This window comes from Pseudomonas nitroreducens, assembly GCF_014204515.1.
Taxonomy (GTDB): Bacteria; Pseudomonadota; Gammaproteobacteria; order Pseudomonadales; family Pseudomonadaceae; genus Pseudomonas; species Pseudomonas nitritireducens_A.
In genome coordinates this window covers 89,764-113,331 of the sequence record NZ_JACHLI010000023.1, presented here as the reverse complement: position 1 = coordinate 113,331, position 23,568 = coordinate 89,764, and the positions used below count along the sequence as shown (strand labels likewise).

The 23,568-nt window shown below is 66.5% G+C and carries 26 protein-coding genes; 5 read left to right on the top strand and 21 right to left on the bottom strand.

The window, feature by feature from the left end; all coding sequences use genetic code 11:
• Nucleotides 1–46: 46 nt before the first annotated feature.
• The 13 genes from HNP46_RS24440 to HNP46_RS24380 form a co-directional block, all read right to left on the bottom strand.
• Nucleotides 47–559 carry a fimbrial protein gene (locus HNP46_RS24440; protein ID WP_184594126.1) on the bottom strand — a complete coding sequence of 171 codons (513 nt, stop codon included), beginning with the start codon at nt 557–559 and terminating at the stop codon, nt 47–49.
• 411 nt (nt 560–970) lie between these two features.
• The gene (lipA, locus tag HNP46_RS24435) at nt 971–1,966 is read right to left on the bottom strand and encodes a lipoyl synthase (protein ID WP_184594124.1); all 996 of its coding nucleotides are present in this window, start codon (nt 1,964–1,966) and stop codon (nt 971–973) included.
• Nucleotides 1,963–2,616, bottom strand: coding sequence for a lipoyl(octanoyl) transferase LipB (gene lipB, locus HNP46_RS24430; RefSeq protein ID WP_184594122.1), 654 nt, complete (start codon nt 2,614–2,616; stop codon nt 1,963–1,965). Before lipB ends, lipA begins: the two co-directional genes overlap by 4 nt.
• Nucleotides 2,616–2,918: a DUF493 domain-containing protein gene (locus HNP46_RS24425; protein ID WP_184594120.1), complete on the bottom strand. Its 303-nt coding sequence runs from the start codon at nt 2,916–2,918 to the stop codon at nt 2,616–2,618. The genes lipB and HNP46_RS24425 overlap by 1 nt, the downstream gene beginning before the upstream one ends.
• Nucleotides 2,919–3,109: 191 nt before the next feature.
• On the bottom strand, nt 3,110–4,267 hold the full coding sequence (locus tag HNP46_RS24420) for a D-alanyl-D-alanine carboxypeptidase family protein (RefSeq protein ID WP_184594118.1): 1,158 nt from the start codon (nt 4,265–4,267) through the stop codon (nt 3,110–3,112).
• A gap of 96 nt (nt 4,268–4,363) precedes the next feature.
• A complete protein-coding gene (locus HNP46_RS24415) occupies nt 4,364–5,404 on the bottom strand; it encodes a septal ring lytic transglycosylase RlpA family protein (protein WP_184594116.1) in 1,041 nt (346 codons plus the stop codon).
• Nucleotides 5,401–6,423: a lytic murein transglycosylase B gene (gene mltB, locus HNP46_RS24410; protein ID WP_184594114.1), complete on the bottom strand. Its 1,023-nt coding sequence runs from the start codon at nt 6,421–6,423 to the stop codon at nt 5,401–5,403. Before mltB ends, HNP46_RS24415 begins: the two co-directional genes overlap by 4 nt.
• Before the next feature lie 8 nt (nt 6,424–6,431).
• Nucleotides 6,432–7,535 (bottom strand): rod shape-determining protein RodA, encoded by a 1,104-nt coding sequence (rodA, locus tag HNP46_RS24405; protein WP_184594157.1) that lies wholly within the window; start codon nt 7,533–7,535, stop codon nt 6,432–6,434.
• A gap of 44 nt (nt 7,536–7,579) precedes the next feature.
• A complete protein-coding gene (gene mrdA / locus HNP46_RS24400; protein WP_184594111.1) occupies nt 7,580–9,469 on the bottom strand; it encodes a penicillin-binding protein 2 in 1,890 nt (629 codons plus the stop codon).
• A 15-nt stretch (nt 9,470–9,484) separates the two neighbouring features.
• Nucleotides 9,485–9,952, bottom strand: a complete 468-nt coding sequence (gene rlmH, locus HNP46_RS24395) for a 23S rRNA (pseudouridine(1915)-N(3))-methyltransferase RlmH (protein ID WP_015475414.1) — start codon at nt 9,950–9,952, stop codon at nt 9,485–9,487.
• Nucleotides 9,953–9,959: 7 nt separating this feature from the next.
• A complete protein-coding gene (gene rsfS, locus HNP46_RS24390) occupies nt 9,960–10,313 on the bottom strand; it encodes a ribosome silencing factor (RefSeq protein ID WP_184594109.1) in 354 nt (117 codons plus the stop codon).
• A 22-nt stretch (nt 10,314–10,335) separates the two neighbouring features.
• Entirely contained in the window at nt 10,336–10,992 is a 657-nt protein-coding gene (nadD, locus tag HNP46_RS24385) for a nicotinate-nucleotide adenylyltransferase (RefSeq protein WP_184594101.1), read from the bottom strand.
• On the bottom strand, nt 10,992–12,257 hold the full coding sequence (locus HNP46_RS24380) for a glutamate-5-semialdehyde dehydrogenase (RefSeq protein WP_184594099.1): 1,266 nt from the start codon (nt 12,255–12,257) through the stop codon (nt 10,992–10,994). Before HNP46_RS24380 ends, nadD begins: the two co-directional genes overlap by 1 nt.
• Nucleotides 12,258–12,566: 309 nt before the next feature.
• On the opposite strand from HNP46_RS24380, the gene HNP46_RS24375 reads away from it, so the two are divergent.
• Nucleotides 12,567–13,793 carry an alpha/beta fold hydrolase gene (locus HNP46_RS24375; RefSeq protein WP_184594097.1) on the top strand — a complete coding sequence of 409 codons (1,227 nt, stop codon included), beginning with the start codon at nt 12,567–12,569 and terminating at the stop codon, nt 13,791–13,793.
• Nucleotides 13,794–14,089: 296 nt separating this feature from the next.
• On the opposite strand, the gene HNP46_RS24370 is transcribed toward HNP46_RS24375, so the two are convergent.
• Complete coding sequence (locus HNP46_RS24370; RefSeq protein WP_184594096.1) at nt 14,090–14,944, bottom strand: class I SAM-dependent methyltransferase; 855 nt, start codon at nt 14,942–14,944, stop codon at nt 14,090–14,092.
• A gap of 63 nt (nt 14,945–15,007) precedes the next feature.
• Between HNP46_RS24370 and HNP46_RS24365 the strand changes: the two genes are divergently transcribed.
• Both HNP46_RS24365 and HNP46_RS24360 read left to right on the top strand, forming a co-directional pair.
• Entirely contained in the window at nt 15,008–15,727 is a 720-nt protein-coding gene (locus HNP46_RS24365; protein WP_184594094.1) for a DNA-3-methyladenine glycosylase, read from the top strand.
• The gene (locus HNP46_RS24360) at nt 15,727–17,040 is read left to right on the top strand and encodes a bifunctional DedA family/phosphatase PAP2 family protein (protein ID WP_311771838.1); all 1,314 of its coding nucleotides are present in this window, start codon (nt 15,727–15,729) and stop codon (nt 17,038–17,040) included. Before HNP46_RS24365 ends, HNP46_RS24360 begins: the two co-directional genes overlap by 1 nt.
• Nucleotides 17,041–17,047: 7 nt before the next feature.
• Here the strand turns inward: HNP46_RS24360 and HNP46_RS24355 are convergent, their stop codons facing one another.
• A complete protein-coding gene (locus tag HNP46_RS24355) occupies nt 17,048–17,962 on the bottom strand; it encodes a LysR family transcriptional regulator (RefSeq protein WP_184594090.1) in 915 nt (304 codons plus the stop codon).
• 103 nt (nt 17,963–18,065) lie between these two features.
• On the opposite strand from HNP46_RS24355, the gene HNP46_RS24350 reads away from it, so the two are divergent.
• Together HNP46_RS24350 and HNP46_RS24345 are read left to right on the top strand one after the other, a co-directional pair.
• Nucleotides 18,066–18,353 carry a putative quinol monooxygenase gene (locus HNP46_RS24350; RefSeq protein ID WP_184594089.1) on the top strand — a complete coding sequence of 96 codons (288 nt, stop codon included), beginning with the start codon at nt 18,066–18,068 and terminating at the stop codon, nt 18,351–18,353.
• Between the two features lie 24 nt (nt 18,354–18,377).
• A complete protein-coding gene (locus HNP46_RS24345; RefSeq protein ID WP_184594087.1) occupies nt 18,378–19,391 on the top strand; it encodes a zinc-binding alcohol dehydrogenase family protein in 1,014 nt (337 codons plus the stop codon).
• A gap of 252 nt (nt 19,392–19,643) precedes the next feature.
• On the opposite strand, the gene HNP46_RS24340 is transcribed toward HNP46_RS24345, so the two are convergent.
• The 6 genes from HNP46_RS24340 to HNP46_RS24315 form a co-directional block, all read right to left on the bottom strand.
• Nucleotides 19,644–20,450: a cobalamin-binding protein gene (locus tag HNP46_RS24340; RefSeq protein WP_184594085.1), complete on the bottom strand. Its 807-nt coding sequence runs from the start codon at nt 20,448–20,450 to the stop codon at nt 19,644–19,646.
• Complete coding sequence (locus tag HNP46_RS24335) at nt 20,450–20,866, bottom strand: MFS transporter (protein WP_184594083.1); 417 nt, start codon at nt 20,864–20,866, stop codon at nt 20,450–20,452. Before HNP46_RS24335 ends, HNP46_RS24340 begins: the two co-directional genes overlap by 1 nt.
• The gene (gene ribA / locus HNP46_RS24330; RefSeq protein ID WP_184594081.1) at nt 20,863–21,492 is read right to left on the bottom strand and encodes a GTP cyclohydrolase II; all 630 of its coding nucleotides are present in this window, start codon (nt 21,490–21,492) and stop codon (nt 20,863–20,865) included. The genes HNP46_RS24335 and ribA overlap by 4 nt, the downstream gene beginning before the upstream one ends.
• 120 nt (nt 21,493–21,612) lie before the next feature.
• On the bottom strand, nt 21,613–22,269 hold the full coding sequence (locus tag HNP46_RS24325) for a retropepsin-like aspartic protease family protein (RefSeq protein WP_184594079.1): 657 nt from the start codon (nt 22,267–22,269) through the stop codon (nt 21,613–21,615).
• Between the two features lie 5 nt (nt 22,270–22,274).
• Nucleotides 22,275–23,042, bottom strand: coding sequence for a substrate-binding periplasmic protein (locus HNP46_RS24320; protein ID WP_184594077.1), 768 nt, complete (start codon nt 23,040–23,042; stop codon nt 22,275–22,277).
• Between the two features lie 9 nt (nt 23,043–23,051).
• Nucleotides 23,052–23,567: a phosphatidylglycerophosphatase A family protein gene (locus tag HNP46_RS24315; RefSeq protein ID WP_054906743.1), complete on the bottom strand. Its 516-nt coding sequence runs from the start codon at nt 23,565–23,567 to the stop codon at nt 23,052–23,054.
• Nucleotide 23,568 lies beyond the last annotated feature (1 nt).

The window sequence follows — 23,568 nt, the reverse complement described above, 5'->3', positions numbered from 1 at the left end:
CTGCGGGTGTTGCAAGTACCCAGTGCGGCCAAGGGCCGCCAGACCATCAGTTGTCGTAGGTCAGGGTCACGAAGCCATAGGTGTTCACCAGACCAGCGGTAGCCGGCAGGGTGTTGGCGTAGTACTGGCCGTAGTAGCTGACAGTGGCTGCGTTGTTGGCGTCCAGGGTGACCTTGTAGCCAGTGTCATCGTTCAGATCGACGACGCGCTGATCGATGTCCAGAACCTGGACCTGAACGTTGGAACCGCCAGCGCTCAGGTTCTTCAGGTTGCCGGTGGTCAGGTCAACGTTGGGCAGCGGCTCCCAGCGAACGGTCGGGGCGGCAGTGCAGTCGGTCAGCTTGAGATCGAACTTCTTCGCGCCGGAAACACGGGAGGCTTCGGAGAACGAAGTAGCGCTGACCTTGGGCAGAGTGACGAGTACGTCTACCAGCGGGTCGGCACCGTTGATCTTGCAGGTTTCATCGACCACTTCACCGTCGAAGGTGACTTTTACGTCGGCAGCGTAGGCGCCAACGGAAGCGGCAGACATAAGAGCAGCTACGAGCAGCTTTTTCATTGAATTTACTCAGCAGAATTCAGAAGGCCGGGGATGCATTCCAAAAGTTTTCGAACCACATACGAGGCGACATTGCCTTCCCCCGTGGCGATATCCGCTGCCTGTTCGACACTGGCCAGCGACGAGTGAATTCTGCTGATTAAGGAGCGTCCGCGCTGTCAGGGATAACTACGATCTAGCTCGGATAATTCTGCTCTGAATGCCCGCCGCGTATGAATTCACCTACTCAAACGCGGATGCCGGGGTAGTTTTCTCTGCCTTTCAATACTTGTTGGGAAAAAGAAGAGAAAAGACCGCTCCCCAGGCAGGAGCATCCGCCTGACAGCCACCATAAAAAAGGCCGATCTCCTGTAGGAAATCGGCCTTCTTTCTGTAGCCTTGGATTCAGATCAATGCTTCACCCGAAGGGTGTCAGCTGATTTTCGACCCGTGCGCCTGCTGGTCGGCATGATAGGAAGAACGCACCAGCGGGCCGGAGGCGACGTTCTTGAAGCCCATCTTCGCGCCTTCCTCGGCGAACCAGGCGAAGGTGTCAGGATGGACGAAACGCTGCACCGGCAGATGGTTGCGCGAAGGCTGCAGGTACTGGCCGAGGGTGAGCATGTCGATGTCGTGCTCGCGCATGCGATGCATGACTTCGATGACTTCCTCGTCGGTCTCGCCCAGGCCGAGCATCAGGCCGGACTTGGTCGGTACGTGGGGCACCATCTGCTTGAACTTCTGCAGCAGGTCGAGCGACCACTCGAAGTCGGAGCCCGGACGCGAGGACTTGTACAGGCGCGGTACGGTTTCCAGGTTGTGGTTGAACACGTCCGGCGGCTCGTTGGCGGTGATTTCCAGGGCGATGTCCATGCGACCGCGGTAGTCCGGGACCAGGGTTTCCAGCTGTACGCCGGGGGACAGCTTGCGGATCTCGCGCAGGCAGTCGGCGAAGTGCTGGGCGCCGCCGTCACGCAGGTCGTCGCGGTCCACCGAGGTGATCACCACGTACTTCAGGCGCAGGTCGGCGATGGCGATGGCGAGGTTGGCGGGCTCGTCCACGTCCAGCGGTTTGGGCCGGCCGTGGCCGACGTCGCAGAACGGGCAGCGACGGGTACAGATGTCGCCCATGATCATGAAGGTCGCGGTGCCGCCGGAGAAGCATTCGCCCAGGTTCGGGCAGGAGGCTTCTTCGCAGACGCTGTGCAGCTTGTGCTTGCGCAGCAGTTGCTTGATGCGGTCGACCTCGGGGGAAACGGGGATGCGCACGCGAATCCAGTCGGGCTTCTTCGGCAGTTCGTCGGTGGGAATGATCTTCACCGGAATGCGCGCGACCTTCTCTGCGCCACGCAGCTTGACGCCGACTTCCACCTTGCCCGGCTTGGCGGCCGGAGCAGCGGTACCTGCATTCTCCACAACAGTGCTCATCTAGGTTGAATCCCGCCCGTTAGGGTCTTCTGTGCAGCGTAGCCAAGGCGCTCGACGAGTTCGCCACGCAGGCGCTCGCGCACATCGGCCAATGCGATGGGGCCGGCCAGCTGGCTGAGCTGGGTCATGGCCATACCTGCGTAACCGCAGGGATTGATGCGTCGAAAGGGTTCCAGGTCCATGTCCACATTCAGGGCCAGGCCATGGAAGGAGCGGCCGTTGCGGATGCGCAGGCCGAGGGAGGCAATCTTCGCGCCGTCCACATAGACGCCCGGAGCATCGGGTTTGGACACAGCCGTGACGCCGTAGCTGTCGAGCAGGCCGATGAGGCTCTGCTCGATGCGCGAAACCAGGTCGCGCACGCCGATGCCGGAGCGGCGCACATCGAGCAGCAGGTAAGCGACCAACTGGCCGGGGCCGTGGTAGGTCACCTGGCCGCCGCGGTCGACCTGGACCACCGGGATATCGCCGGGGAACAGCACGTGCTCGGCCTTGCCGGCCTGGCCCTGGGTGAACACGCGCTGGTGTTCGAGCAGCCAGACTTCATCGGGCGTGACCGGGTCGCGCTCGGCGGTGAAGCGCTGCATGGCGTGCCAGGTCGGCTCGTAAGGCAGGATGCCCAGCTCACGAAAGCCCAGCGTTTCGCCCATCAGAGCACCATGTGGACGCGGCCGGTGGCGCGCAGGTCTTTATGGATGTTCTGCAGTTGGTCGACGCCGGTGGCGGTGATCAGCAGTTGCACGGAGAGGAAGCGACCGTTGCGGCTGTCACGGGTGACCAGGGTGGTGATGTCGAGGTCCGGAGCGTGGCGCTGGATGACTTCGACGACCAGGTCGGAGAAGCCTTCGCCGGCGTCGCCGATGACCTTGATCGGGTAGCGTTCGCAGGGGAACTCGATCTTCGGTGCGGGCTGTTCGGCGCTGGTATCGACGGAATCAGGGGTATCGGTCATGGCAATCGCGGGCGGGTGGCCCGCCTCCGCATGAGCGTCCGGGATGAGGACGTTCCGGGTGGATCGGACGACGGCTGCCGGGCCACGGAGGGACCACGCAGTCGCAGGCCCGGCATTTTACCCGAGTTTGCGACGGCGCGGGCGGGTCAATCCCGGTCTTGTATACAAAAGTCCAAGACCGGGATGGGCGGTCAGTTGAACAGGCCGTAGAAGAACAGGCGGATGCTGTCCCAGATGCGGCGGAAGAAGCCGCCTTCTTCCACGGCGTTCAGCGCGACCAGGTCGGAGGTGCGGACGACCTTGTCACCCAGCTTGACCTCGACCTTGCCGATCACTTGGCCCTGCTGGATCGGCGCCATCAGGTTCGGTTCGACGACCATGTTGGCCTGCAGCTGCTTGAGCTGGCCGCGCGGCACGGTCATGGTCAGGTCTTCGGACAGGCCGGCTTTGACTTCGTGCTCGGAGCCTTTCCAGACCATGGCCTTGGTCAGCTCGGCGCCCTTCTTGTAGAAGGTCTGCGATTCGAAGAAGCGGAAGCCGTAGGTCAGCAGCTTCTGGGTCTCGGCGGCTCGGGCCTGTTCGCTGTTGGTGCCGAACACCACGGCGATCATGCGCTGGCCGTCACGCACGGCGGAAGCCACCAGGCAGTAGCCGGCCTCGTCGGTGTGGCCGGTCTTCAGGCCGTCGACGGTCTTGTCGCGCCACAGCAGCAGGTTGCGGTTGGGCTGCTTGATGTTGTTCCAGAAGAACTCTTTCTGCGCGTAGATGGCGTAGTGCGTCGGCTCGCCGTAGATGATGGCGCGGGCCAGGATCGCCATGTCCTTGGCGGACGAGTAGTGGTCCGGGTTGGGCAGGCCGGTGGCGTCCATGAAGTGGGAGTTGCTCATGCCCAGCTTCTGCGCGGTGGTGTTCATCATGTCGGCGAAAGCGTCTTCGCTGCCGGCGATGTGCTCGGCCAGGGCGACCGAGGCGTCGTTGCCGGACTGGATGATGATGCCGTGCAGCAGGTCGCTCACCGAGACCTGGGAGCCGACCTTGATGAACATGCGCGAGCCGCCGGTGCGCCAGGCATGTTCGCTGACGGTGACCAGGTCGGATTCGGCGATACGGCCGCCTTCGATTTCCTTGGTGGCGATGTAGGCGGTCATCAGCTTGGTCAGGCTGGCGGGCGGCAGGCGCTCGTCACCGGCGTTCTCGACCAGGATGTTGCCGCTGGCGCCGTCCATCAGCACCCAGGCCTTGGCGGCAAGCTGCGGGGCGGCAGGAACGACTTCCGCTGCCCAGCTGGCCACGGGGGCGCTGAACAACACGAGCAAGGACAGGCGTTTGGCGAAGTTGAAGATGTTCATCCGTCTCTCTGGGGTTCACTAATGGTCAAACACTCCCCTGACGGGGAACTCGATGCCGCGGCCTCTGCGTGCCGCTGCGGCGCGTGCGGTGGAATCTCAGTCCAGGCGCACGAGCTTGGGCTGGCCAAGATTGGCCACGCGGATGCTGTCCTGCATCCGGCTTGCTTCATCCTGCGTTCCGATCGGCCCCAGGCGCACCCGGTACAAGGTCTGCTGGTTGACCACGACCGAGCTGATAAAGGATTTCGCCCCCGTCAGGCCGCCGACCTTCTCCTTGAGAAGTTCCGCAGCGTCCGGGTTGGCGAAGGCACCCACCTGGAGATACAGGCCATCGGCTGGTAATGAAGCGTTTTTTTTTGAGTCGATCATCACCGGCGCCACGGGCGCTGCGTGCTGCGCAGGCGGCGGGGTGTAGGTCTCGATCGGCTGGGCCATGGCCACGGCCTGCGGCTGCGCGCTGGCGGCCGGTGCGGCGGCGGGCTGCGCAGCCATCTTCGGCAGGGCCATGATCATCGGCGGCTGTTTGCCCTGGGCGGCCCACCAGCGGTCGGGATCGATACCCTCGACCTTGACGTGGGCGGTACCGGTCTCGGCATAGCCGAGCTTCTTGGCGGCGGCGAAAGACAGGTCGATCACCCGGTCGGAGTAGAACGGGCCGCGGTCGTTGACGCGGACGATGACGCTCTTGCCGTTGTCCAGGTTGGTGACGCGCACGTAGCTGGGCAGCGGCAGGGTCTTGTGCGCGGCGGTCATGCCGTACAGGTCGTACTGCTCGCCGTTGGCGGTGGCCTGGCCGTGGAACTTGGTGCCGTACCAGGAGGCGGTGCCGACCACGTTGTACGCGCTGGCGTTGTTGAGCGGGTAGTAGGTCTTGCCCAGCACGGTATAGGGGTTGTTCTTGAACGGCCCGTTGTGCGGCATCGGCACGGCATCGGGGATGCGCGAGACGTCGACGTCCCACCAGGGCGCGCCGTCGCGGTGCGGGCGGTTGTAGTCATAGGGCCCGGAAATCCCGCTGCTGGCGACCGGCTGCTGTTGCGGCGCGCGGTTGCCGGTACAGCTGGCGAGGAACACGGTGCTCAGGCCAACGCAGGCGGCCAGCGACCAGAGGCCGGGACTTGCGATTCGCTTGTTCAATGGACACCTCGTGCCTTGGCGATCTCGCCGGCCAGCTGATGGACTGCCATGGCGTACATGGCGCTGCGGTTGTAACGGGTGATCACGTAGAAGTTCGGCAGGCCGACCCAGTATTCGGTGCCCTGGGCGCCTTCCAGGCGCATGGCGGTGACCATCAGGTCGTCGCGGATCACGTCATGGGTGCGCCAGCCCTGGGCGCGCAGCTGGCCGAGGTTCATCTGCGGCTCCAGGCCCTGGGTCAGGGCATCCTCGGCGGTCGAGGTGCCGATATCGGCCTGCGACACCACCGGTTCGCCGGTGTGCCAGCCGTGCTGCTTGAAGTAGTTGGCGACGCTGCCGATGGCATCGGTGGGGTCGCTCCAGATATTGATGTGGCCGTCGCCGTCGAAGTCCACGGCGTAGGCGCGGAAGCTGCTCGGCATGAATTGCGGCAGGCCCATGGCGCCGGCGTAGGAGCCGGTCAGGCTGAGCGGATCGACCTGCTGTTCGCGGGCCAGCAGGAGGAACTGCTTGAGTTCCTTGCGGAAGAATTCGGCGCGCGGCGGGTAGTCGAAGCCCAGGGTGGACAGCGCGTCCATCACCTTGAAGTTGCCGGTATTGCGGCCGAAGAAGGTCTCGACGCCGATGATGGCGACGATGTACTGGGCCGGCACGCCGTATTCCTGCTCGGCGCGGGCCAGGGCCTCGGCGTTCTGGTTCCAGAAGTCCACGCCGCGATTGATGCGCGCGTCGGTAACGAAGATCGGCCGGTATTCCTTCCAGGTCTTCACCCGTTCGGCGGGGCGGGAAATGGCGTCGAGGATGGACTGCTTGCGCTCCACATCGTGGAAGAGGCCCATGAGCTGTTCGCCGGCGAAGCCGTAGTCACGGGTCATCTCGCTGACGAACTCGGCGACCTGGGGCGAACCATCGTAGTCGCCCGCATGGGCGGCACCGGACATGCCGATCGCCCCCGCGATTCCGACCCAATGCACCCCCCTGGAAGCCCAGGCGCGCAATACTTGCATTCCTTTCTTCACTCTTGTCATCAAACCTGGGCGATCCACTTCCGATGGGTGTGGATCGACATCAAGACGCCGAACCCTGACATCAGGGTCACCAGCGAAGTTCCGCCGTAACTAATGAAGGGCAGCGGTACCCCCACCACTGGCAACAATCCGCTGACCATACCAATGTTGACGAATACATACACGAAGAAGGTCATGGTGATGCTGCCGGCCAGCAGCTTGCCGAACAGCGTCTGGGCCTGAGCGGTGATCACCAGCCCCCGGTAGATCACCAGCAGGTACAGCACCAGCAGGAGGCATACGCCGACCAGGCCGAACTCTTCGCCGAGCACGGCAATGATAAAGTCCGTATGGCTTTCGGGCAAAAAATCCAGATGGGACTGCGTGCCCAGCAGCCAGCCCTTGCCGAAGACGCCGCCCGAACCGATGGCCGCTTTTGACTGGATGATGTTCCAGCCGCTGCCCAATGGGTCGCTTTCCGGGTCGAGGAAGGTCAGTACACGCTGCTTCTGGTAATCGTGCATGACGAAGTACCACATGCCCACCGCCACCGGCACCGCGGCCGATACCGCCATGATGATCCAGCGCCAGCGCAGGCCGCCGACGAACAGCACGAAGGCGCCGGAAGCCAGCACCAGCATGGCAGTGCCCAGGTCCGGCTGCTTGAGGATCAGCACGAAGGGCACCACGATCAGCGCCAGGCCCACCACGCTGTGCTTGAAGCCGGGCGGCAGCGAGCGCTTGGACAGGTACCAGGCAATGGTCATGGGCATCAGCAGCTTCATGAACTCTGCCGGCTGGAAGCGGATCACCCCGGGGATGTTGATCCAGCGGGTGGCGCCCATGGCGTTGTGGCCCATCACGTCCACCACCACCAGCAGCGCGACGCCGATCAGGTAGCCCAGCGGCACCCAGCGCGCCAGGAAACGCGGCTCGATCTGCGCCAGGACGAACATCGCGCCCAGGCCCATGCCGAACGACGAGGCCTGCTTGATCAGCAGGTCCCAGCTCTTGCCGCTGGCGGAATACAGGACGAACAGGCCGACCGAGCCCAGGGTCAGCAGCAGCAGGAGCAGCAGGCCGTCGATGTGCAGACGCTGCAGCAGGCTGGAGCGCCGCTTCATCACGTCTTCGTTGGACAGGGTGCGGTCGAAATTGCCGTTCATGGTCATGGTCTGGGCGCCTCCGCCGTGGTCTGCGGTGCGTATTCGGGCTTGAGCTTGCCGCTCTCGTCGAGCAGCCAGGCATCCAGCACCTGCTTGAGTACGGGGGCGGCGACGCCGGAGCCGGACTCGCCGTTCTCCACCATCACCGCCACGGCGATCTGCGGATTGTCCGCCGGGGCGAAGCCGACGAACAGGGCGTGGTCGCGGTGGCGCTCGTTGAGCTTGGAGCGGTCGTACTTCTCGCCCTGCTTGATCGCTACCACCTGGGCGGTACCGGACTTGCCGGCGATCCGGTAGACCGCCGTGGCGCCGACCTTGTGCGCGGTGCCGCGGGCGCCGTGGACCACCTGCTGCATGCCGTTGTCGACCAGGTTCCAGTTGTTCGGGTCCTTGAGCAGGATGTCCGGCATCGGCTCGGGATCGGTTGGCGGCTTGCCGTCGATGGTCTTGGCCAGGTGCGGGCGAATCCACTTACCCTTGTTGGCGATCAGCGCAACCATCTGCGCCAGCTGCAGCGGCGTGGATTGCATGTAGCCCTGGCCGATCCCCAGGATCAGCGTTTCGCCGGGGTACCAGACCTGCCGGCGCACGGCGCGCTTCCACTGGCGCGACGGCATCAGGCCATCAGCCTCGCCGTACATGTCCAGGGCCACGCGCTGGCCGAAGCCGAATTCGCTCATGTAGTCGTGCAGGCGGTCGATCCCCAGCTTGTGCGCCAAGTCGTAGAAGTAGGTGTCGTTGGACCGCATGATCGCGGTTTCCAGGTTCACCCAGCCGTCGCCCATGCGGTTCCAGTTGCGGTACTTGTGGTCGTAGTTCGGCAGTTGGTAGTAGCCGGGGTCGAACACCCGGCTCGCCGGTGTCACCACGCCAGCATCGAGACCGGCGATGGCCACCGCCGGCTTCACCGTCGAGCCCGGCGGGTACAGGCCGCGCAGCACGCGGTTGTACAGCGGGCGGTCCTCGGAATCGCGCAGGGCGGCGTAGTCCTTGAAGCTGATGCCGGTGACGAACAGGTTGGGGTCGTAGCTCGGCTGGCTGACCATCGCCAGTACGTCGCCGGTGGACGGCTGGATCGCCACGATGGCGCCGCGGCGGCCGGCCAGGGCGGTTTCGGCGGCGGCCTGCAGCTTGCTGTCGATGCTCAGCACGATGTCGCGGCCGGAGATCGGCTCGGTGCGCTTGAGCACCCGCAGCACGCGGCCACGGGCGTTGGTCTCGACTTCCTCGTAGCCCACGGTGCCGTGCAGCGAATCCTCGTAGAACTTCTCCACACCGGTCTTGCCGATGTGGTGGGTGCCCGAATAGGCCACCGGGTCGAGCTTCTTCAGTTCCGCCTCGTTGATCCGCCCGACGTAGCCCACCGAGTGGGCGAAGTGCTCGCCCAGCGGGTAGTGGCGGACGAACTGTGCGGCGACGTCGACGCCGGGCAGGCGGTACTGGTTCACCGCGATGCGGGCGATCTGCTCCTCGGACAGCTCGAACATGATCGGCACCGGCTCGAACGGCCGGCGCCCCTGCTTCATGCGCTTCTCGAAGATGGCCTTGTCTTCCTCGGTGAGGCCGAGGATGTCCACCAGGGTCTTGAGCGTTTCCTGCAGGTTCTCGGTGCGCTCGCGGGTGATGGTCAGGCTGAAGCTGGGACGGTTGTCGGCGATGATCACCCCGTTGCGGTCGAAGATCAGCCCGCGATTGGGCGGAATCGGCTGCACGTGGACGCGGTTGTTCTCCGACAGCGTCGAGTGGTAGTCGTACTGCGTCACCTGCAGGTGATACATGCGCGCCACCAGCACCAGGGCGAGCAGGAAGATCGCCACTCCGCCGACGATGACGCGGGTGCGGACCTGACGGGCGTCCTTCTCGTGGTCCTTGAGCTGTATCGGCTGCGGCATCGAAAGCGGCTACGACTACTTGTGGTAGGGGTGCCCGGACAGGACCGTCCAGGCGCGGTAGATCTGCTCGCCGACCAGGATGCGCACCAGCGGGTGCGGCAGGGTCAGCGGCGACAGCGACCAGCGCTGCTCGCTGCGCGCGCAGACCTCCGGCGCCAGGCCTTCCGGCCCGCCGACCATGAGGTTGACGGTGCGCGCGTCGAGGCGCCAGCGGTCGAGCTCCTGCGCCAGCTGGGGGGTGCTCCAGGGCTTGCCTTCGACTTCCAGGGTGACGATGCGTTCCCCAGGCTGGACCTTGCTCAGCATGGCCTCGCCTTCCTGGCGGATCAGCCGCGCCACGTCGGCATTCTTGCCACGCGTGTTGAGCGGGATTTCCACCAGTTCCAGGGACAGCTCCGAGGGCAGGCGCTTGACGTATTCCGCCCAGCCCTCTTCCACCCAGCGCGGCATGCGCGAGCCGACCGCGATCAGACGCAGACGCACGACGGGCTTACTCGGCGCTGTGCTGGGCGCGGCTCTGCTCGGCGCCCTGCCACAGGCGTTCGAGGTCGTAGAACTGGCGGGTGGCCGGCTGCATGACGTGGACCACGACGTTGGCGAGGTCGATCAGGACCCATTCGCCGCCTTCCTGGCCTTCGCTGCCGATCGGGCGCACGCCCTGTTCCTTGACCTTTTCCAGGACGTTGTCGGCCAGCGACTTGACCTGACGGCTGGAGGCGCCGGTGGCGATGATCATGGCGTCGGTGATGCTGGTCTTGTCGCGGACGTCGATGACGGTGATGTCCTGCGCCTTGAGATCTTCCAGGGCGGCGACGGCCAGTTCGATGAGTTGTTCGGTTTGCATGAAATGACTCTCTGTAACTCGTTCAGTGAGACGCCTGGTACAGGCCGTGCGCCTCGATATAGTTCAATACCGCGTCCGGCACCAGGTAGCGCACCGAGCGCCCCTGCGACAGGAGTTGGCGGATCTGGGTGGCGGAAACCGCCAGCGGCGTCTGCCAGACGAAGGTGATCTGCCCGGCGGGGCCGGTCATCGCCTTCGGGTCGGCAACACTGCGCGCCGCCAGCAGGTCGCGCAGGTCTTCCGGCGGCTCGCTGTCGGCATCCGGGCGCTGCAGCACGACGATATGACAGTGCTCCAGCAACTCTTCCCAGCGATGCCAGGTCGGCAGGCCGCAGAATGCGTCCCAGCCGACCAGCAGGAACAACTGGTCCTGCTCATCCAGCTCCCCACGCAGCGACTCCAGGGTGTCGATGGTGTAGGAGGGTTTGTCACGCTTCAGCTCGCGGTCATCGACCACCAGCGGGGTCACGCCGGCTACCGCCAGCTCGACCATCGCCAGCCGCTGCTCCGGCTTCACCCGGGGGGTGTCGCGGTGCGGCGGGCGGAAGTTGGGGATCAGGCGCAACTCGTCGAATTCGAACTGCTCGGCCATCTCCAGCGCACTGCGCAGGTGACCGATGTGCACCGGGTCGAAGGTGCCGCCGAACAGACCGACCCGCCGGGAACGCGCCTTGTTCATCAGGTCCGCACGTGTCCGTCGCCGAACACCACGTATTTCTCGCTGGTCAGGCCTTCCAGGCCGACCGGGCCGCGGGCGTGCAGCTTGTCGGTGGAAATGCCGATCTCCGCGCCCAGGCCGTATTCGAAGCCATCGGCGAAACGGGTCGAGGCGTTGACCATGACCGAGGCCGAATCCACTTCGGTGAGGAAGCGGCGGGCGTCGGTGAAGTTCTCGGTAATGATCGCGTCGGTGTGCTGCGAGCCGTAGGTGTTGATGTGCTCGATGGCGGCGTCGAGGCCGTCAACGATGCGGATCGACAGGATCGGCGCGTTGTATTCGGTGCGCCAGTCTTCCTCGGTGGCTTCCAGCACGTCGGCGCCCAGCAGCGCGCGGGTGGCGGCGTCGCCGCGCAGCTCCACGCCCTTGTCGCGGTAGATGGCGGCCAGCGGCGGCAGCACGCGATCGGCGATGCCGGCGTGGACCAGCAGCGTCTCCATGGCGTTGCACGGCGCGTAACGGTGGGTCTTGGCGTTGTCGGCGACGCGGATGGCCTTGTCGAGGTCGGCAGCGACGTCGATGTAGACGTGGCAGATGCCGTCCAGGTGCTTGATCACCGTAACCTTGGCGTCACGGCTGATGCGCTCGATCAGGCCCTTGCCGCCGCGCGGCACGATCACGTCGACGTACTCGGGCATGGTGATCAGCGCGCCGACGGCGGCGCGGTCGGTGGTTTCCACCACCTGCACCACACTGGCCGGCAGGCCGGCGGCGGCCAGGCCAGTCTGGATGCACGCGGCGATCGCCTGGTTGGAGTGGATCGCCTCGGAACCGCCGCGCAGGATGGTCGCATTGCCGGACTTCAGGCACAGGCTGGCGGCGTCGATGGTCACGTTGGGGCGCGATTCGTAGATGATTCCCACCACGCCCAGGGGCACGCGCATCTTGCCCAGCTGGATGCCGGACGGCACGTAGCGCATGTCGCGGATCTCGCCGATGGGGTCCGGCAGCGTGGCGACCTGGCGCAGGCCCTCGATCATGTCGTCGATGCGCGCCGGAGTCAGGGCCAGGCGGTCGAGCATGGCTGGCTCCAGACCGTTGGCACGGCCGTTGGCCAGGTCCTGTTCGTTGGCTTCGGTCAGCTGGGCGCGGGCGGCGTCCAGGGCATCGGCTGCAGCCAGCAGGGCCCTGTTCTTCTGCGCGGTCGTGGCGCGCGCGATGACGCGCGACGCTTCACGGGCGGCGCGGCCCAGGCGGCTCATATAGTCGAGAACGGACTCGGTCATGATCTAACGCGTCTGCGTGAGGGAAATGCGCGAGTATAACGGGACCACGCCCCCAGCGGCCAGCCGCAGCAGCCGGCCGGTCGGCGACGCGCCGCACGTAACGGTTATCCGCCCCCACGCCCCGTCCCATCGGTGAAACGGTGACATCCGCAGGTCCCCTGCCCCCTTCCGCCGCCCGAAGGTTGGGTAACCAAATTCGTATCCGCTGTTTACCTTGCAAGCATGGCTAGTTGCCCCCGCAGTGCTCGCATGCCAGGGAATCAGGCCAGGGAAGAACAACAAGAGGCGGCCCACCGCCGGAGAACTGCCATGCGCTATCGCACCGATTACAGCGCCCAGTCCCTGACCGCCGCCCCGGCGGTGCTGGAACTGGACGGTTGGCAACTGCACTACCAGGCCTTCTCCTCCCGGGAAGACGACCCGCGCGCACCGGTCCTGCTGCTGGGCGGCGCGTTCCAGAGCTTCCGCTCCTTCGCCAGCGAAGTCTCCGAACTGCTCGCCGGGCACCCGGTGATCCTGCTCGACCTGCCCAGCCAGGGCGGCAACCTGCAACTGGCGCCGCAGCTGAGCCTGGAGGACCTGGCCGACCTGATCGCCGCCTTCGCCGAGACCCTGCAACTGCCGCCGCTGATGCCCATCGGGCTGTCCTACGGCTCGGCCCTGGCCGCGCTGTTCGCCGCCCGCCACCCGGCGCGCTGCGGGCGCCTGCTATTGGCCGGCATCACCGCCTTCGGCCGCCCAGGGGCCCGCGCGCTGCTGGTGGAAGCCCTGGCGCGCCTGGAGCTGGGCGAGCAGACGCCTTTCGCCCATGGCGTGCTCACCGGGCTGATCAACCCGCTGCGGCTGGCCGATACCGGCGTCTCGCCGGTGTTCCGCAAGGCTTTGCTGCGCCAGCTGCAGCGCCTGACCCCGGCGGAAATCGAGCGCTACCGGCAGAACAGCCAGCGCCTGCTGGCCTTCGGCGGCTTCGACCGCCACCCGCAGTGCCCGACCCTGGTGCTGGCCGGCGAGTACGACCACTTCACCCAGCCGTGGGAGCACGCCGAGTTCGCCCACGCCTGCGCGGATGCCGAGTTCGCCCTGATCCACAACGCCGACCACCTGGCCCAGTTCGAACGCCGCGACGCCTGCGCCCGGCTGTACAACCCCTTCCTGCGCGGCGAATCGCTGCCACGCAGCGCCGCCGGCAGCACGCGCTTCCAGCGCCAGCAGCTGCTGCACCTGGAGCGGCGCTTCGAGCCGCGCCTGACGCCGGCCGACACCCGTGCCGTGCTGCGCAACGATGAAGGCGGCGAATGGCCCTGCGAGTTGGCGGAGGTGGGGTACTTCGGCGGGCTGGTCCGCGTGGAGTTGCCGCTGGATCGCCCCGAGCGAGGCTGGAAACTGACCGCTGCCGGGCTGCCGGAGCTGGATATCCTGCCGCTACGTTATGACGGTGGCGGCCTGGCATTCATCTTCGCCCATGGCGATCCGCAGGCCAGCGCGGCGCTGGCGGCGATGGTGGTGCCGATGCAGCGGGGGGCGTGTGCCGCGTGATCAGCGGCAATCATCAGTTGCCTTATCGCTCGGACTTTCCCTCACCCTAACCCTGGCTGCGCGCCCCGCTCCTGAGGGGGAGGGGACTGTTCGGCAACAAGTGAAACCACAGCGTCAGCCGGCACGGATTGCTCCCTCTCCCTTCAGGGAGAGGGTTGGGGAGAGGGGATTGGTTGGCACCCTGTATCACCAGCAGCACGACTGTTCGCGAGCAAGCTCGCTCCTACAGGTCACCGGACACGCCAAAGCTGCTCCTCGTAGGAGCGAGCTTGCTCGCGAACCGCCCAGCGCAGTGCCTAAACCCGCGCCTCGATCACCCGCACCAGGCTCGGCATCCGCCCCTTGGGCAACCCCAACCCGGCGCCGTCCACCTGCGGATCGAGCACCCCCACCCGGCCGAACCCGCAACCGCTGAACGCCTGCTCGATCTCGGCAGCGCTGCGGTAGTGCAGCGGATAGCCTCCCCGCGTCAGCCGCCCGATCAGCCCCACGCCCCAGCGAATCTGCCGGTAGCGCGGATGCTCGCGCAGGTCGGGATAGAGTTCGGTCAGGTAGGTCGCCTCCGGGAAAACCCGCAGGGCCGCGGCCAGCCGGCGCCAGAAGCCCTCGATCACCGGGCGCTGGAAGTAGTTCACCAGGCCCTCGGTGATCACTGCCACGGGGCGGTCCGGGTCCAGCTCGGAGAGCAGCGCTGCCAGGCTCTGCTCGCCCTGTTCGGCGAGGATATCCACCGCCCGCACGCGGTGCTGGCCGTCCAGCCAGCCCTGTTCCTGCAGCAGCGCGGATTTGCGCGCGGCCATGGGCGGCAGGTCGGCTTCCAGATAGGTGAGGTGCGGATAACGCTCGCGGAAGCGTCGGCCGCGGGGCGACAGCCCGCAGGCGATCTCCACCACCTGGCTTACACCGCGCAATTCGATGGCCTGGGTCAGCCGGGCATCGATCAGCAGATGACGTTGCAGGAGGAAGTCTTCGATATTCAGGCCGAAGCCGATCCGCGCGCCCCAGTTGATCGGCGCCACGCAGCCGTGCACCCAGCGCCCGAAGGCCGTGGCGAAGGCCGGGTCGGCGAGCTGGTGGCGATACCAGACGTAACCGGTGTAGTGCGCGCTGGGGGTGATGTGGGCGCTGTCGGCCCGGATCCGTTCAGCCATGCTTAAGAATCTTGTTGTTATGATCCCCCAGCCTAAGACCGGCCAAAGAACCGCGACAATCCGATGCCTGCCGAACCCAACCTAAGTTTGCCCTGGCCCGAGGCCAATCCGCTGCCCGACGCCTTCTTCGATCGCGATGCCCTGACCGTCGCCCGCGAACTGCTGGGCAAGGTGATCCGCCATCGGGTCGGCGAGTTGTGGCTGTCGGCGCGGATCATCGAGACCGAGGCCTATTACCTGGCGGAGAAAGGCAGCCACGCTTCCCTGGGCTACACCGAGAAGCGCAAGGCGCTGTTCCTCGATGGCGGGCACATCTACATGTATTACGCGCGTGGCGGCGACTCGCTGAACTTCAGCGCCGGCGGGCCGGGCAACGCGGTGCTGATCAAGTCCGGCCACCCCTGGCTGGACCGCATCTCCGGCGACGCCGCCCTGGCCTGCATGCGCCAGCTCAACCCCGCCGCCGACGGCAGCGAACGCCCCCTCGGCAAACTGTGCGCGGGCCAGACGCTGCTCTGCCGCGCCCTGGGCCTGAAAGTCCCGGACTGGGACGCCCAGCGCTTCGATCCTCAGGAACTGTTCGTCGACGACCTCGGCGAACAGCCCTCGCAAGTCATCCAGGCCGCGCGCCTGGGGATTCCCCACGGCCGCGACGAGCACCTGATGTACCGCTTCGTCGATGCCACCTTCGCCAGCTTCTGCACGCGCAACCCACTGCGCCGCGGGCAGGTCGAAGGCCATGACTACCACCTGCTCGGAACCCAGGACGCTACCTTCCGATGATCGATCTCGCCGCCTTCAACACCTGGATGGCCACCCATCCGCAATGGCTCGCCCTGGTCCTGTTCCTGGTCGCCTTCCTCGAATGCGCCGCCGTGGTCGGGATCATCCTGCCCGGCGTGGTGATGCTCTTCGCCATCGCCGTGCTGGCCGGCAGCGGCGCCCTCGGGCTGGGGGAAACCCTGGCGCTGGCGTTCTTCGGCGGCCTGCTGGGCGATGTGTCGTCCTACTGGATCGGCCGCCACTTCCACCAGGACATCCGCCGCCTGCCCTACCTGCGCCACCACCCGGAATGGCTGGCCAGCGCCGAGGGCTTCTTCCACCGCTACGGCGTCGCCAGCCTGCTGGTGGGACGCTTCATCGGTGCGCTGCGGCCCTTCCTGCCGATGATCGCCGGCATGCTCGACATGCCCTTCGGGCGCTTCCTGGCAGTCTCCGTCGTCGCCGCTGCCGGCTGGTCCATCGCCTACCTGGTACCCGGCTGGGCCACCGGCGCCGCCATGCGCCTGCCGCTGCCCGAAGGCTTCTGGCCGCAGGCCGGCGTGGTGGCCGCGTGCATCGCCGCGGTGTTCGCCCTGATCATCCACGCCGAGCTCAGCCGCAAGCGCAACGCCCCGCTGATCGGCGCCATCGGCTGCTTCGCCCTGCTCATCGCCCTGCTCATCGGCTGGCCGCACCTGGACGCCCTGGACCACGGGTTGATGGCGCTGGTGCAGGAGCACCGCCATGGCTGGCTGAACGACGTGATGGTGGCGGTCACCCGCATCGGCGACTTCCGTACCCAGTTCATTGCCGGCGCCCTGCTGGCGGCGCTGCTGGCCGCGCTGCGGCTGTGGCGCCACGCGATCTTCGCCGCCGGCACCATGGTCGGCACCGCGCTGCTCAACACCACCCTCAAACACTTCTTCGGCCGGGCACGGCCGGAGGTGATCGCCGACCCGCTGTCCGCCTTCAGCATGCCCAGCGGCCACAGCTCGGCGTCCTTCGCCTTCTTCCTGGTGCTCGGCGTGCTGGCCAGCCGGGAGAAATCCCCGCGCGTGCGCCTGACCTGGATGCTGCTGGCGGTGATTCCGGCGGCCAGCATCGCCCTGTCCCGCGTATACCTGGGCGCCCACTGGCCCAGCGACATTATCGCCGGGGCGCTGCTCGGCGCCTCGGTGTGCGCCGCCAGCCTGTGGATCAGTCAGCGCCGCAGCGAACTGCCGGCCCTGGCGCCGCGCATCTGGTGGAGCCTGCTGCCGACCGCCATGGTGCTGCTGGCGGTGGCCAGTGCCTGGGGCCTGTCGGCGGCGATCCACCGCTACACGCCGCTCTGACCCGGCTTCAGGCCCAGGGGCGCTCGCCCATCAGTTCGGCGCAGCGCAACTGGACGAACTCGCGCAACTGGGTCACCGCCCGGCTCAGCTGGGCGCGATGGGTGCAGAACAGGTTCATCGGCGTGGCTTCGCCCAGGTAGTCCGCCAGCGCCACCTCCAGCCGGCCGGCGCGCACGTCGGCCGCCACGTCCAGCCAGGACTTGTACACCAGCCCCTGCCCCGCCACGGCCCAGCGCCGCACCACGTCGGCGTCGTCGCACAGGCGATCGCCGCGCACCGTCACCTCGTGCTGCTTGCGGCTGTCGCTGAAGCGCCAGCGCTCGTGGGCGCGCCCGCCGAGCATGTAGAGCAGACAGTTGTGCTGCTGCAATTCGTCCGGATGCGTCGGCTTGCCGTGGCGGGCGAAGTAGTCCGGCGCGGCGCACAGCACCCGGCGGTTGTCCGGGGCCAGCGGCAGCGCCACCAGGTTCGAATCCCCCGGCAGGCCGAGGCGGAAGGCCACGTCCACCGGCTGCCGGTAGAGGTCGGCCTGGCGGTCGCTGATCAGCAGGCGCAGGTTCATCCTCGGGTGCAGCGCCTGGAATTCGTCGAGCCAGGGCAGCAGCACATTGCGCCCGAAGTCCGAAGGCGCCGAGACCTGGAAGTTGCCGGCGATCTCGCTCCTGCCGCCGGCCAGCAGCTGGCGGCCGTCGTCCAGGCTCTGCAGGGCGGCGCGGGCGTGGGCCAGGTACAGCTCGCCCTCGGCGGTCAGTCGCAGGCTGCGGGTGGAACGGGCGAACAGGCGTACGTCCAGCTCGCTTTCCAGGCGTTTGAGTGCGGCGCTGGCCACCGCTGGCGACAGTTCCAGCTCGCGGGCGGCGGCGGAAAGGCTGCCGCGCTCGGCGGTGCGGACGAAGATCTGCAGGTCGTCGAAACGCAGCATTTTCAAAAATCCTTTGAAAGAGACTCTCTACTTACGCGGTTTTTCTTGCCGATGAAAGAGAGCAGCATGCCCTCACCTTCCCCGCCCTACTGGAGATACCCGGATGAGCCTGACCCTGATCGCCATCATTCGCGCCAAGCCCGGCCGCGCCGACAGCCTGCAGGAACGCCTGCACGGCATGCTCGCGCCTTCCCGCGCCGAGGCCGGCTGCCTGCAGTACGACCTGCACCGCGACATCAAGGACGCCGAGCTGATCTACATGATCGAGCAGTGGCGCGACGAGGAAGCCCTGGCCGAACACGAAGCCAGCCCTCACTTCCAGGCCTTCGTGAAGGCTGCCCAAGCCGACCTGGCGGAGCTCGATATCCGCCTGATGAACCGCATCGACTGATCGCTCGAACACATAGGAATTCCCATGAAAGCCATCGGCTACACCCAGAGCCTGCCCAGCAGCGACGCCAACGCCCTGCTCGACATCCAGCTGCCCGAGCCCACGCCCGGCCCGCGCGACCTGCTGGTGGAAGTACGCGCCATCTCCGTCAACCCGGTGGACACCAAGGTGCGCATGCGCGCCCAGCCCGCCGCAGGCCAGCACAAGGTGCTGGGCTGGGACGCCGCCGGCGTGGTCCGTGCGGTGGGAAGTGAAGCCAGCCTGTTCAAGCCGGGCGACAAGGTCTGGTACGCCGGAGACCTGACCCGCCCCGGCAGCAATGCCGAGCTGCAGCTGGTGGACGAGCGCATCGTCGGCCCGATGCCGCAGAGCCTGGACTTCGCCCACGCCGCCGCGCTGCCGCTGACCACCATCACCGCCTGGGAACTGCTGTTCGACCGCCTGCAGGTGGCCGAGGGCAACGCCAGCAAGGGCCAGAGCCTGCTGATCGTCGGCGCTGCCGGCGGCGTCGGTTCGATCCTCACCCAACTGGCCCGCCAGCTCACCGGCATGACCGTGATCGGCACCGCCTCGCGCCCGGAAACCCAGGAGTGGGTCCGCCAGCTCGGCGCGCACCACGTGATCGATCACCGCAAACCGCTGAGCGAGGAGCTCAAGCGCATCGGCATCGGTGAAGTCACCCACGTGGCCAGCCTGAACCAGACCGAGCAGCACCTGCCCGAGATCGTCGCCAGCCTGCGCCCGCAGGGCCGCCTGGCACTGATCGACGACCCGGAGAACCTCGACGTGCGCCTGCTCAAGCAGAAGAGCCTGTCGCTGCACTGGGAGTTCATGTACACCCGCTCGATGTTCCAGACCGACGACATGATCCAGCAGCACAAACTGCTGCAGCGTGTGGCCGGGCTGATCGACAGCGGTGTGCTGAAGACCACTCTGGGCGAGCATTTCGGCAAAATCGACGCCGCCAACCTGCGCCGCGCCCACGCGCTGCTGGAAAGCAACACGGCCAAGGGCAAGATCGTGCTGGAAGGCTTCTGAGCCCGGCCTCTCCCGTAGGGCGCATAACGCCTACGGCGTTATCCGCCACCTTGGCGGATATCCCGTTCCGGGATATCCGCCCTACGACCAGAGAGCCCCGCGCACCGATACTGAAGCGGAACCCGTAGGAGCGGATTTATCCGCGATGCTCCTGCGCGGCGAGAGCCTATCGCGGACAAAGTCCGCTCCTACGCAATGCGGCCCCCCAGCCTCGACCTGTAGGAGCGAGCTTGCTCGCGAACCCAGGCCGGCTCAGTCGCCAGCCCTGGCCCCGGCCAGCAACCGACAGAGCTTCCCGGTAGCTTCGAGCATCGCAAAGCTGGGCTTCTCCAGATTGCGATCCGGCACCACCCACAATTGCCCGAGCCGCGTGGCGCTGAGCTGCCGCATGCCGCTCCAGCTGCGCAGCTGGTCTTCGCTGGCCGCCAGGATCACCTGCGGATCGCGCGCCAGCACGGCCTCCTGGCCCACCTGCGGCGCCGGCAGGTCGAGGTCGGCGAACAGGTTGCGTCCGCCGCAGACCTCCAGCGCCTGACTGATGATCTGGCGCCCGCCCACGGTATAGAGCGGGCGATCCCACACCTGGTAGAACACCTTGAGCGGCCGCTCGCGGCGGTACTGCGCCTGCAATTGTGCGATGCGCGAGTCGAAGGCTTGTGCCAGCTCGCGGCCCTTCTGCGCCTGCCCCAGGCGCTCGCCCAGTTCGCGCAGTTGCCGGGAAATGTCTTCCAGACGGTGCGGATCGGCTACATAGAGCGGGATGCCCAGCGCCTTCAGGCGCTGCAGCTGGGCGTCAGGCACGGCGCCGGGCCAGACCAGCAGCAGGTCGGGTTGCAGGGCGAGAATCTGTTCGAGATTGACCTGGCCGTAGCGGCCCACGGACGGCAGCGCTTTCAGGGAGTCCGGACGCGGCCCGCCATCGAGCACGCCGACCAAGCGGCCGGCAGCACCCAGTTCCAGAACGGTATCGGTGAGCGAGGGCGCGAGGCTGACCACCCGCTCCGCCGCCGTCACGGGCAGGCCGGCGAGCAGCAGGAGCAGGCAGAGAAGGCGGCGCATCAGGCCAGTTGGCGCGGCAGGCGGTACAGCCAGAGGATGACCAGGCTGGCGAAGCCCAGCAGCAGGACGGGCACGCCATGCAGGTCGACCAGCACCGCCAGGGCACCGATCCAGGCCGGCAGGCTGCCGACCAGTGCACCACGGCGCTGCGCCGTACCCAGCACCTGCCACGCAGCGGGCTCTTCAGCCGTGTCGCGGGCTCTGCCGGCAGCGATCAGCGCATGCTTGTAGCGGCGGAAGAATGGCAGGGTGATGAACATCGACAGCAGGCCGGCGACGAATACCGGTGTTGCCAGTGACTCAGGCCCCGGAGCATCGCCCAGCAGCGCCAACATGAGGTGCTGCGGCGCCAGTGCCAGGGCCAGCAGCAACCACCACAGCAGATTCAGCCGGCGCCGGACAGCGGCGCGGTTCACGAAGCGGATGCCTCGGCCTCGGCTTCGCCCTGATGCATGTTGCCCAGCATGTGGCCCAGCTTGCCGGCCTTGGTCTGCAGGTAACGCTTGTTGTGCGGGTTCAGACCCTTCTGCAGCGGTACGCGCTCGGCGACGGTCAGACCGTAACCTTGCAGCGCCTTCACCTTGCGCGGGTTGTTGGTCATCAGCTTCAGCGAGCAGACGCCCAGATGCTGGAGCATCGGCAGGCACATGGCGTAGTCGCGCTGGTCGGCGCCAAAGCCCAGGGCCAGGTTGGCTTCCACGGTATCGGCGCCTTCATCCTGCAGGGCGTAGGCGCGGATCTTGTTGAGCAGGCCGATGCCACGGCCTTCCTGGCGCAGGTACAGCAACACACCGCGACCTTCCTTGGCGATGGCCGACAACGCGCCCTCGAGCTGGAAACCGCAGTCGCAACGCAGGCTGAACAGCGCATCACCGGTGAGGCATTCGGAATGCAGACGCCCCAGCACCGGCTGGCCGTCGTCGAGCTTGCCCATGGTCAGGGCGACGTGTTCCTTGCCGGTTTCCTCGTCGAGGAAGCCATGCATGGTGAATTCGCCGAAGGGGGTGGGCAGCTTGGAGGCGGCGACGAAAACGACAGACACCGGAAACTCCTGAAAGATTTATCTAAGGAAGGAGGACCGGCATTGTAACAGCAGCGCCGGCCGCACCGTCATTGCGAATTCCGCAGGATAAGCATCGATGTTGTTGATAGAAGCCGCGGATCAGTGCTTGGCCTGGATGTACATCATGCCCTGGTCCTCGCGCCAGCCGACGCGATTGAGGTAGCTCATGCCCAGCAAGATCTCGGTGGGGAAATCGCCCTCCAGGACGATGGCCTCCACGCCCAGTACCTCGACACCACCGAGCTTGACGCTGTTGAGCGTCACCCGCCAACCCTTGGCCGTGCCGCTGGCGGTGGACGCCATCATCGGCGTGCCGCCGACCCGGTAGTCGATGCCCAGGCGGCGGGCCTGTCCTTCGTTCATCGCCACCGTGGTGGCACCGGTGTCCACCAGGAACTGTGCATTCTGGTTGTTGATCGTGCCGGCGACCCAATAGTGCCCGCCGGTACCGCGGGCGATGCTCATCTCGGTGCGTGCCGAGGGTGCGGCATAACCAGCGGTGTTGTACTCGCGGCTCAGCTCGTAGGTCTGCTCCACCCCCCCGACGCGCAGGACCGCCTTGTGGCTGTCGGCGCTGACCACCTGTACGCCTTCCGGGCCGGTCTGGCCGACCTTCACCAGCTTGCGCTGGCCATCGATGCTGAGCACCGCGGCACCGGGGAACAGCCCGACCACCTGCACCTGCGGCGCCGCCAGGACGGCCAGGGCGGCCAGGGCGCAGACGGACAGGCTCACGAGAGCGGACAGGCGCAGCATGGACATCACTCCTTGGGCGGCAGCAGCGGTTTGAGCGGTGCGTAGGGCCAGTGCCAGCGGTTGAACAGGCGCTCCAGCTCGCCGCTGCGGTAGAGCAGCTGCATGCGCGCGTCGAACAGTTTCGCCAGCTCCCGACCACGATCGTTGTTGGCGAAGCCAAGATACAGCGGAATCGAGCCGACATCGGTGATGCGGTAGACGCTGGCGTCCACGCCCTTGGCCTCGATCATCTCCTCCAGCTCCGGACGGGCGTCGATGAAGTAGTCGATGCGATGACCGTCGAGCATCGGCAGCGCCGAACTGCGCCGCTGCAGCTCGTTGCGCTGCTTGAGGTGATCCAGGTAGCGATCAAAGGCGTAGCCGCGCATCCAGGCCAGGCGGTAGCCGTCGAGCGCGGCCAGGGTCGGTGCGGGGGAAGTCTTCAGGCCCAGCGCGCCGATGGGATCGACGTCGTAGGGCCAGTGCGGGTAGATGATGTCGTCGATTTCATTGCGGTAGGAGCCGACCCAGGCATCCGCCTCGCCGCGCTGCACCAGCCCGACCGAACGCACGTAGGGTTCGCTGCGCAGCCTCAGGCGCACACCTTCGGGCTCGTAGACCGCCCGCAGCAGGTCCCACGCCAGGCCCTGGCCATCGGCCTGGGTGTAGTTGACCCAGACCTCGCTGGCGACCTGGATCTCGCTCGGTTTTTCCACGGACGTGTCGGAAGCGAAGGCCGGCAGACCGCACACGCAGCAGAGCAGGCAGCAGAGCAGGCACAGCAATCGGCGCATCGATCTTCCTCAGATCAGCCAGTGGGCCCAACCCCATGTCAGGCCTTGCATGACCAGCCAGGCGAACACCCCGGCCAGCACGTCGTCGAGCATGATGCCGACGCCGCCGTGGACATTGCGGTCCACCCAGCTGATCGGCCAGGGCTTGGCGATGTCGATGATGCGGAACACCACGAAACCCACCAGCAGCCACCACCAGCCTTCCGGCACCAGCCAGAGGGTGATCCACATGCCGACCATCTCGTCCCAGACGATCCCTTCGTGGTCGTGGACCCGCAGATCGTCGGCGACTTTGCCGCACAGCCAGAAGCCGAACAGCATGGTGACGCCCAGCATCAGCCAGTAACCCCAGTCCGGCAGCATCTGCCAGAGTGGTATGAAGGGTAGCGCAACCAGCGAACCCCAGGTGCCCGGCGCCTTGGGCAGGGTGCCCGAGCCGAAGCCGAAGGCCAGGAAGTGCCAGGGATTGCGCCATACCGAATGGGGGACGGGTTGGGCCGGGGCCTGGTTGGGGTGTTCTGTCACG

Coding starts and splice junctions, on each gene's coding strand:
- HNP46_RS24440 (WP_184594126.1), bottom strand. CDS start 559: ATGAAAAAGCTGCTCGTAGCTGCTCTTATGTCTGCCGCTTCCGTTGGC.
- lipA (WP_184594124.1), bottom strand. CDS start 1,966: ATGAGCACTGTTGTGGAGAATGCAGGTACCGCTGCTCCGGCCGCCAAG.
- lipB (WP_184594122.1), bottom strand. CDS start 2,616: ATGGGCGAAACGCTGGGCTTTCGTGAGCTGGGCATCCTGCCTTACGAG.
- HNP46_RS24425 (WP_184594120.1), bottom strand. CDS start 2,918: ATGACCGATACCCCTGATTCCGTCGATACCAGCGCCGAACAGCCCGCA.
- HNP46_RS24420 (WP_184594118.1), bottom strand. CDS start 4,267: ATGAACATCTTCAACTTCGCCAAACGCCTGTCCTTGCTCGTGTTGTTC.
- rodA (WP_184594157.1), bottom strand. CDS start 7,535: ATGAAGCGGCGCTCCAGCCTGCTGCAGCGTCTGCACATCGACGGCCTG.
- mrdA (WP_184594111.1), bottom strand. CDS start 9,469: ATGCCGCAGCCGATACAGCTCAAGGACCACGAGAAGGACGCCCGTCAG.
- rsfS (WP_184594109.1), bottom strand. CDS start 10,313: ATGCAAACCGAACAACTCATCGAACTGGCCGTCGCCGCCCTGGAAGAT.
- nadD (WP_184594101.1), bottom strand. CDS start 10,992: ATGAACAAGGCGCGTTCCCGGCGGGTCGGTCTGTTCGGCGGCACCTTC.
- HNP46_RS24380 (WP_184594099.1), bottom strand. CDS start 12,257: ATGACCGAGTCCGTTCTCGACTATATGAGCCGCCTGGGCCGCGCCGCC.
- HNP46_RS24375 (WP_184594097.1), top strand. CDS start 12,567: ATGCGCTATCGCACCGATTACAGCGCCCAGTCCCTGACCGCCGCCCCG.
- HNP46_RS24370 (WP_184594096.1), bottom strand. CDS start 14,944: ATGGCTGAACGGATCCGGGCCGACAGCGCCCACATCACCCCCAGCGCG.
- HNP46_RS24365 (WP_184594094.1), top strand. CDS start 15,008: ATGCCTGCCGAACCCAACCTAAGTTTGCCCTGGCCCGAGGCCAATCCG.
- HNP46_RS24355 (WP_184594090.1), bottom strand. CDS start 17,962: ATGCTGCGTTTCGACGACCTGCAGATCTTCGTCCGCACCGCCGAGCGC.
- HNP46_RS24350 (WP_184594089.1), top strand. CDS start 18,066: ATGAGCCTGACCCTGATCGCCATCATTCGCGCCAAGCCCGGCCGCGCC.
- HNP46_RS24345 (WP_184594087.1), top strand. CDS start 18,378: ATGAAAGCCATCGGCTACACCCAGAGCCTGCCCAGCAGCGACGCCAAC.
- HNP46_RS24340 (WP_184594085.1), bottom strand. CDS start 20,450: ATGCGCCGCCTTCTCTGCCTGCTCCTGCTGCTCGCCGGCCTGCCCGTG.
- HNP46_RS24325 (WP_184594079.1), bottom strand. CDS start 22,269: ATGCTGCGCCTGTCCGCTCTCGTGAGCCTGTCCGTCTGCGCCCTGGCC.
- HNP46_RS24320 (WP_184594077.1), bottom strand. CDS start 23,042: ATGCGCCGATTGCTGTGCCTGCTCTGCTGCCTGCTCTGCTGCGTGTGC.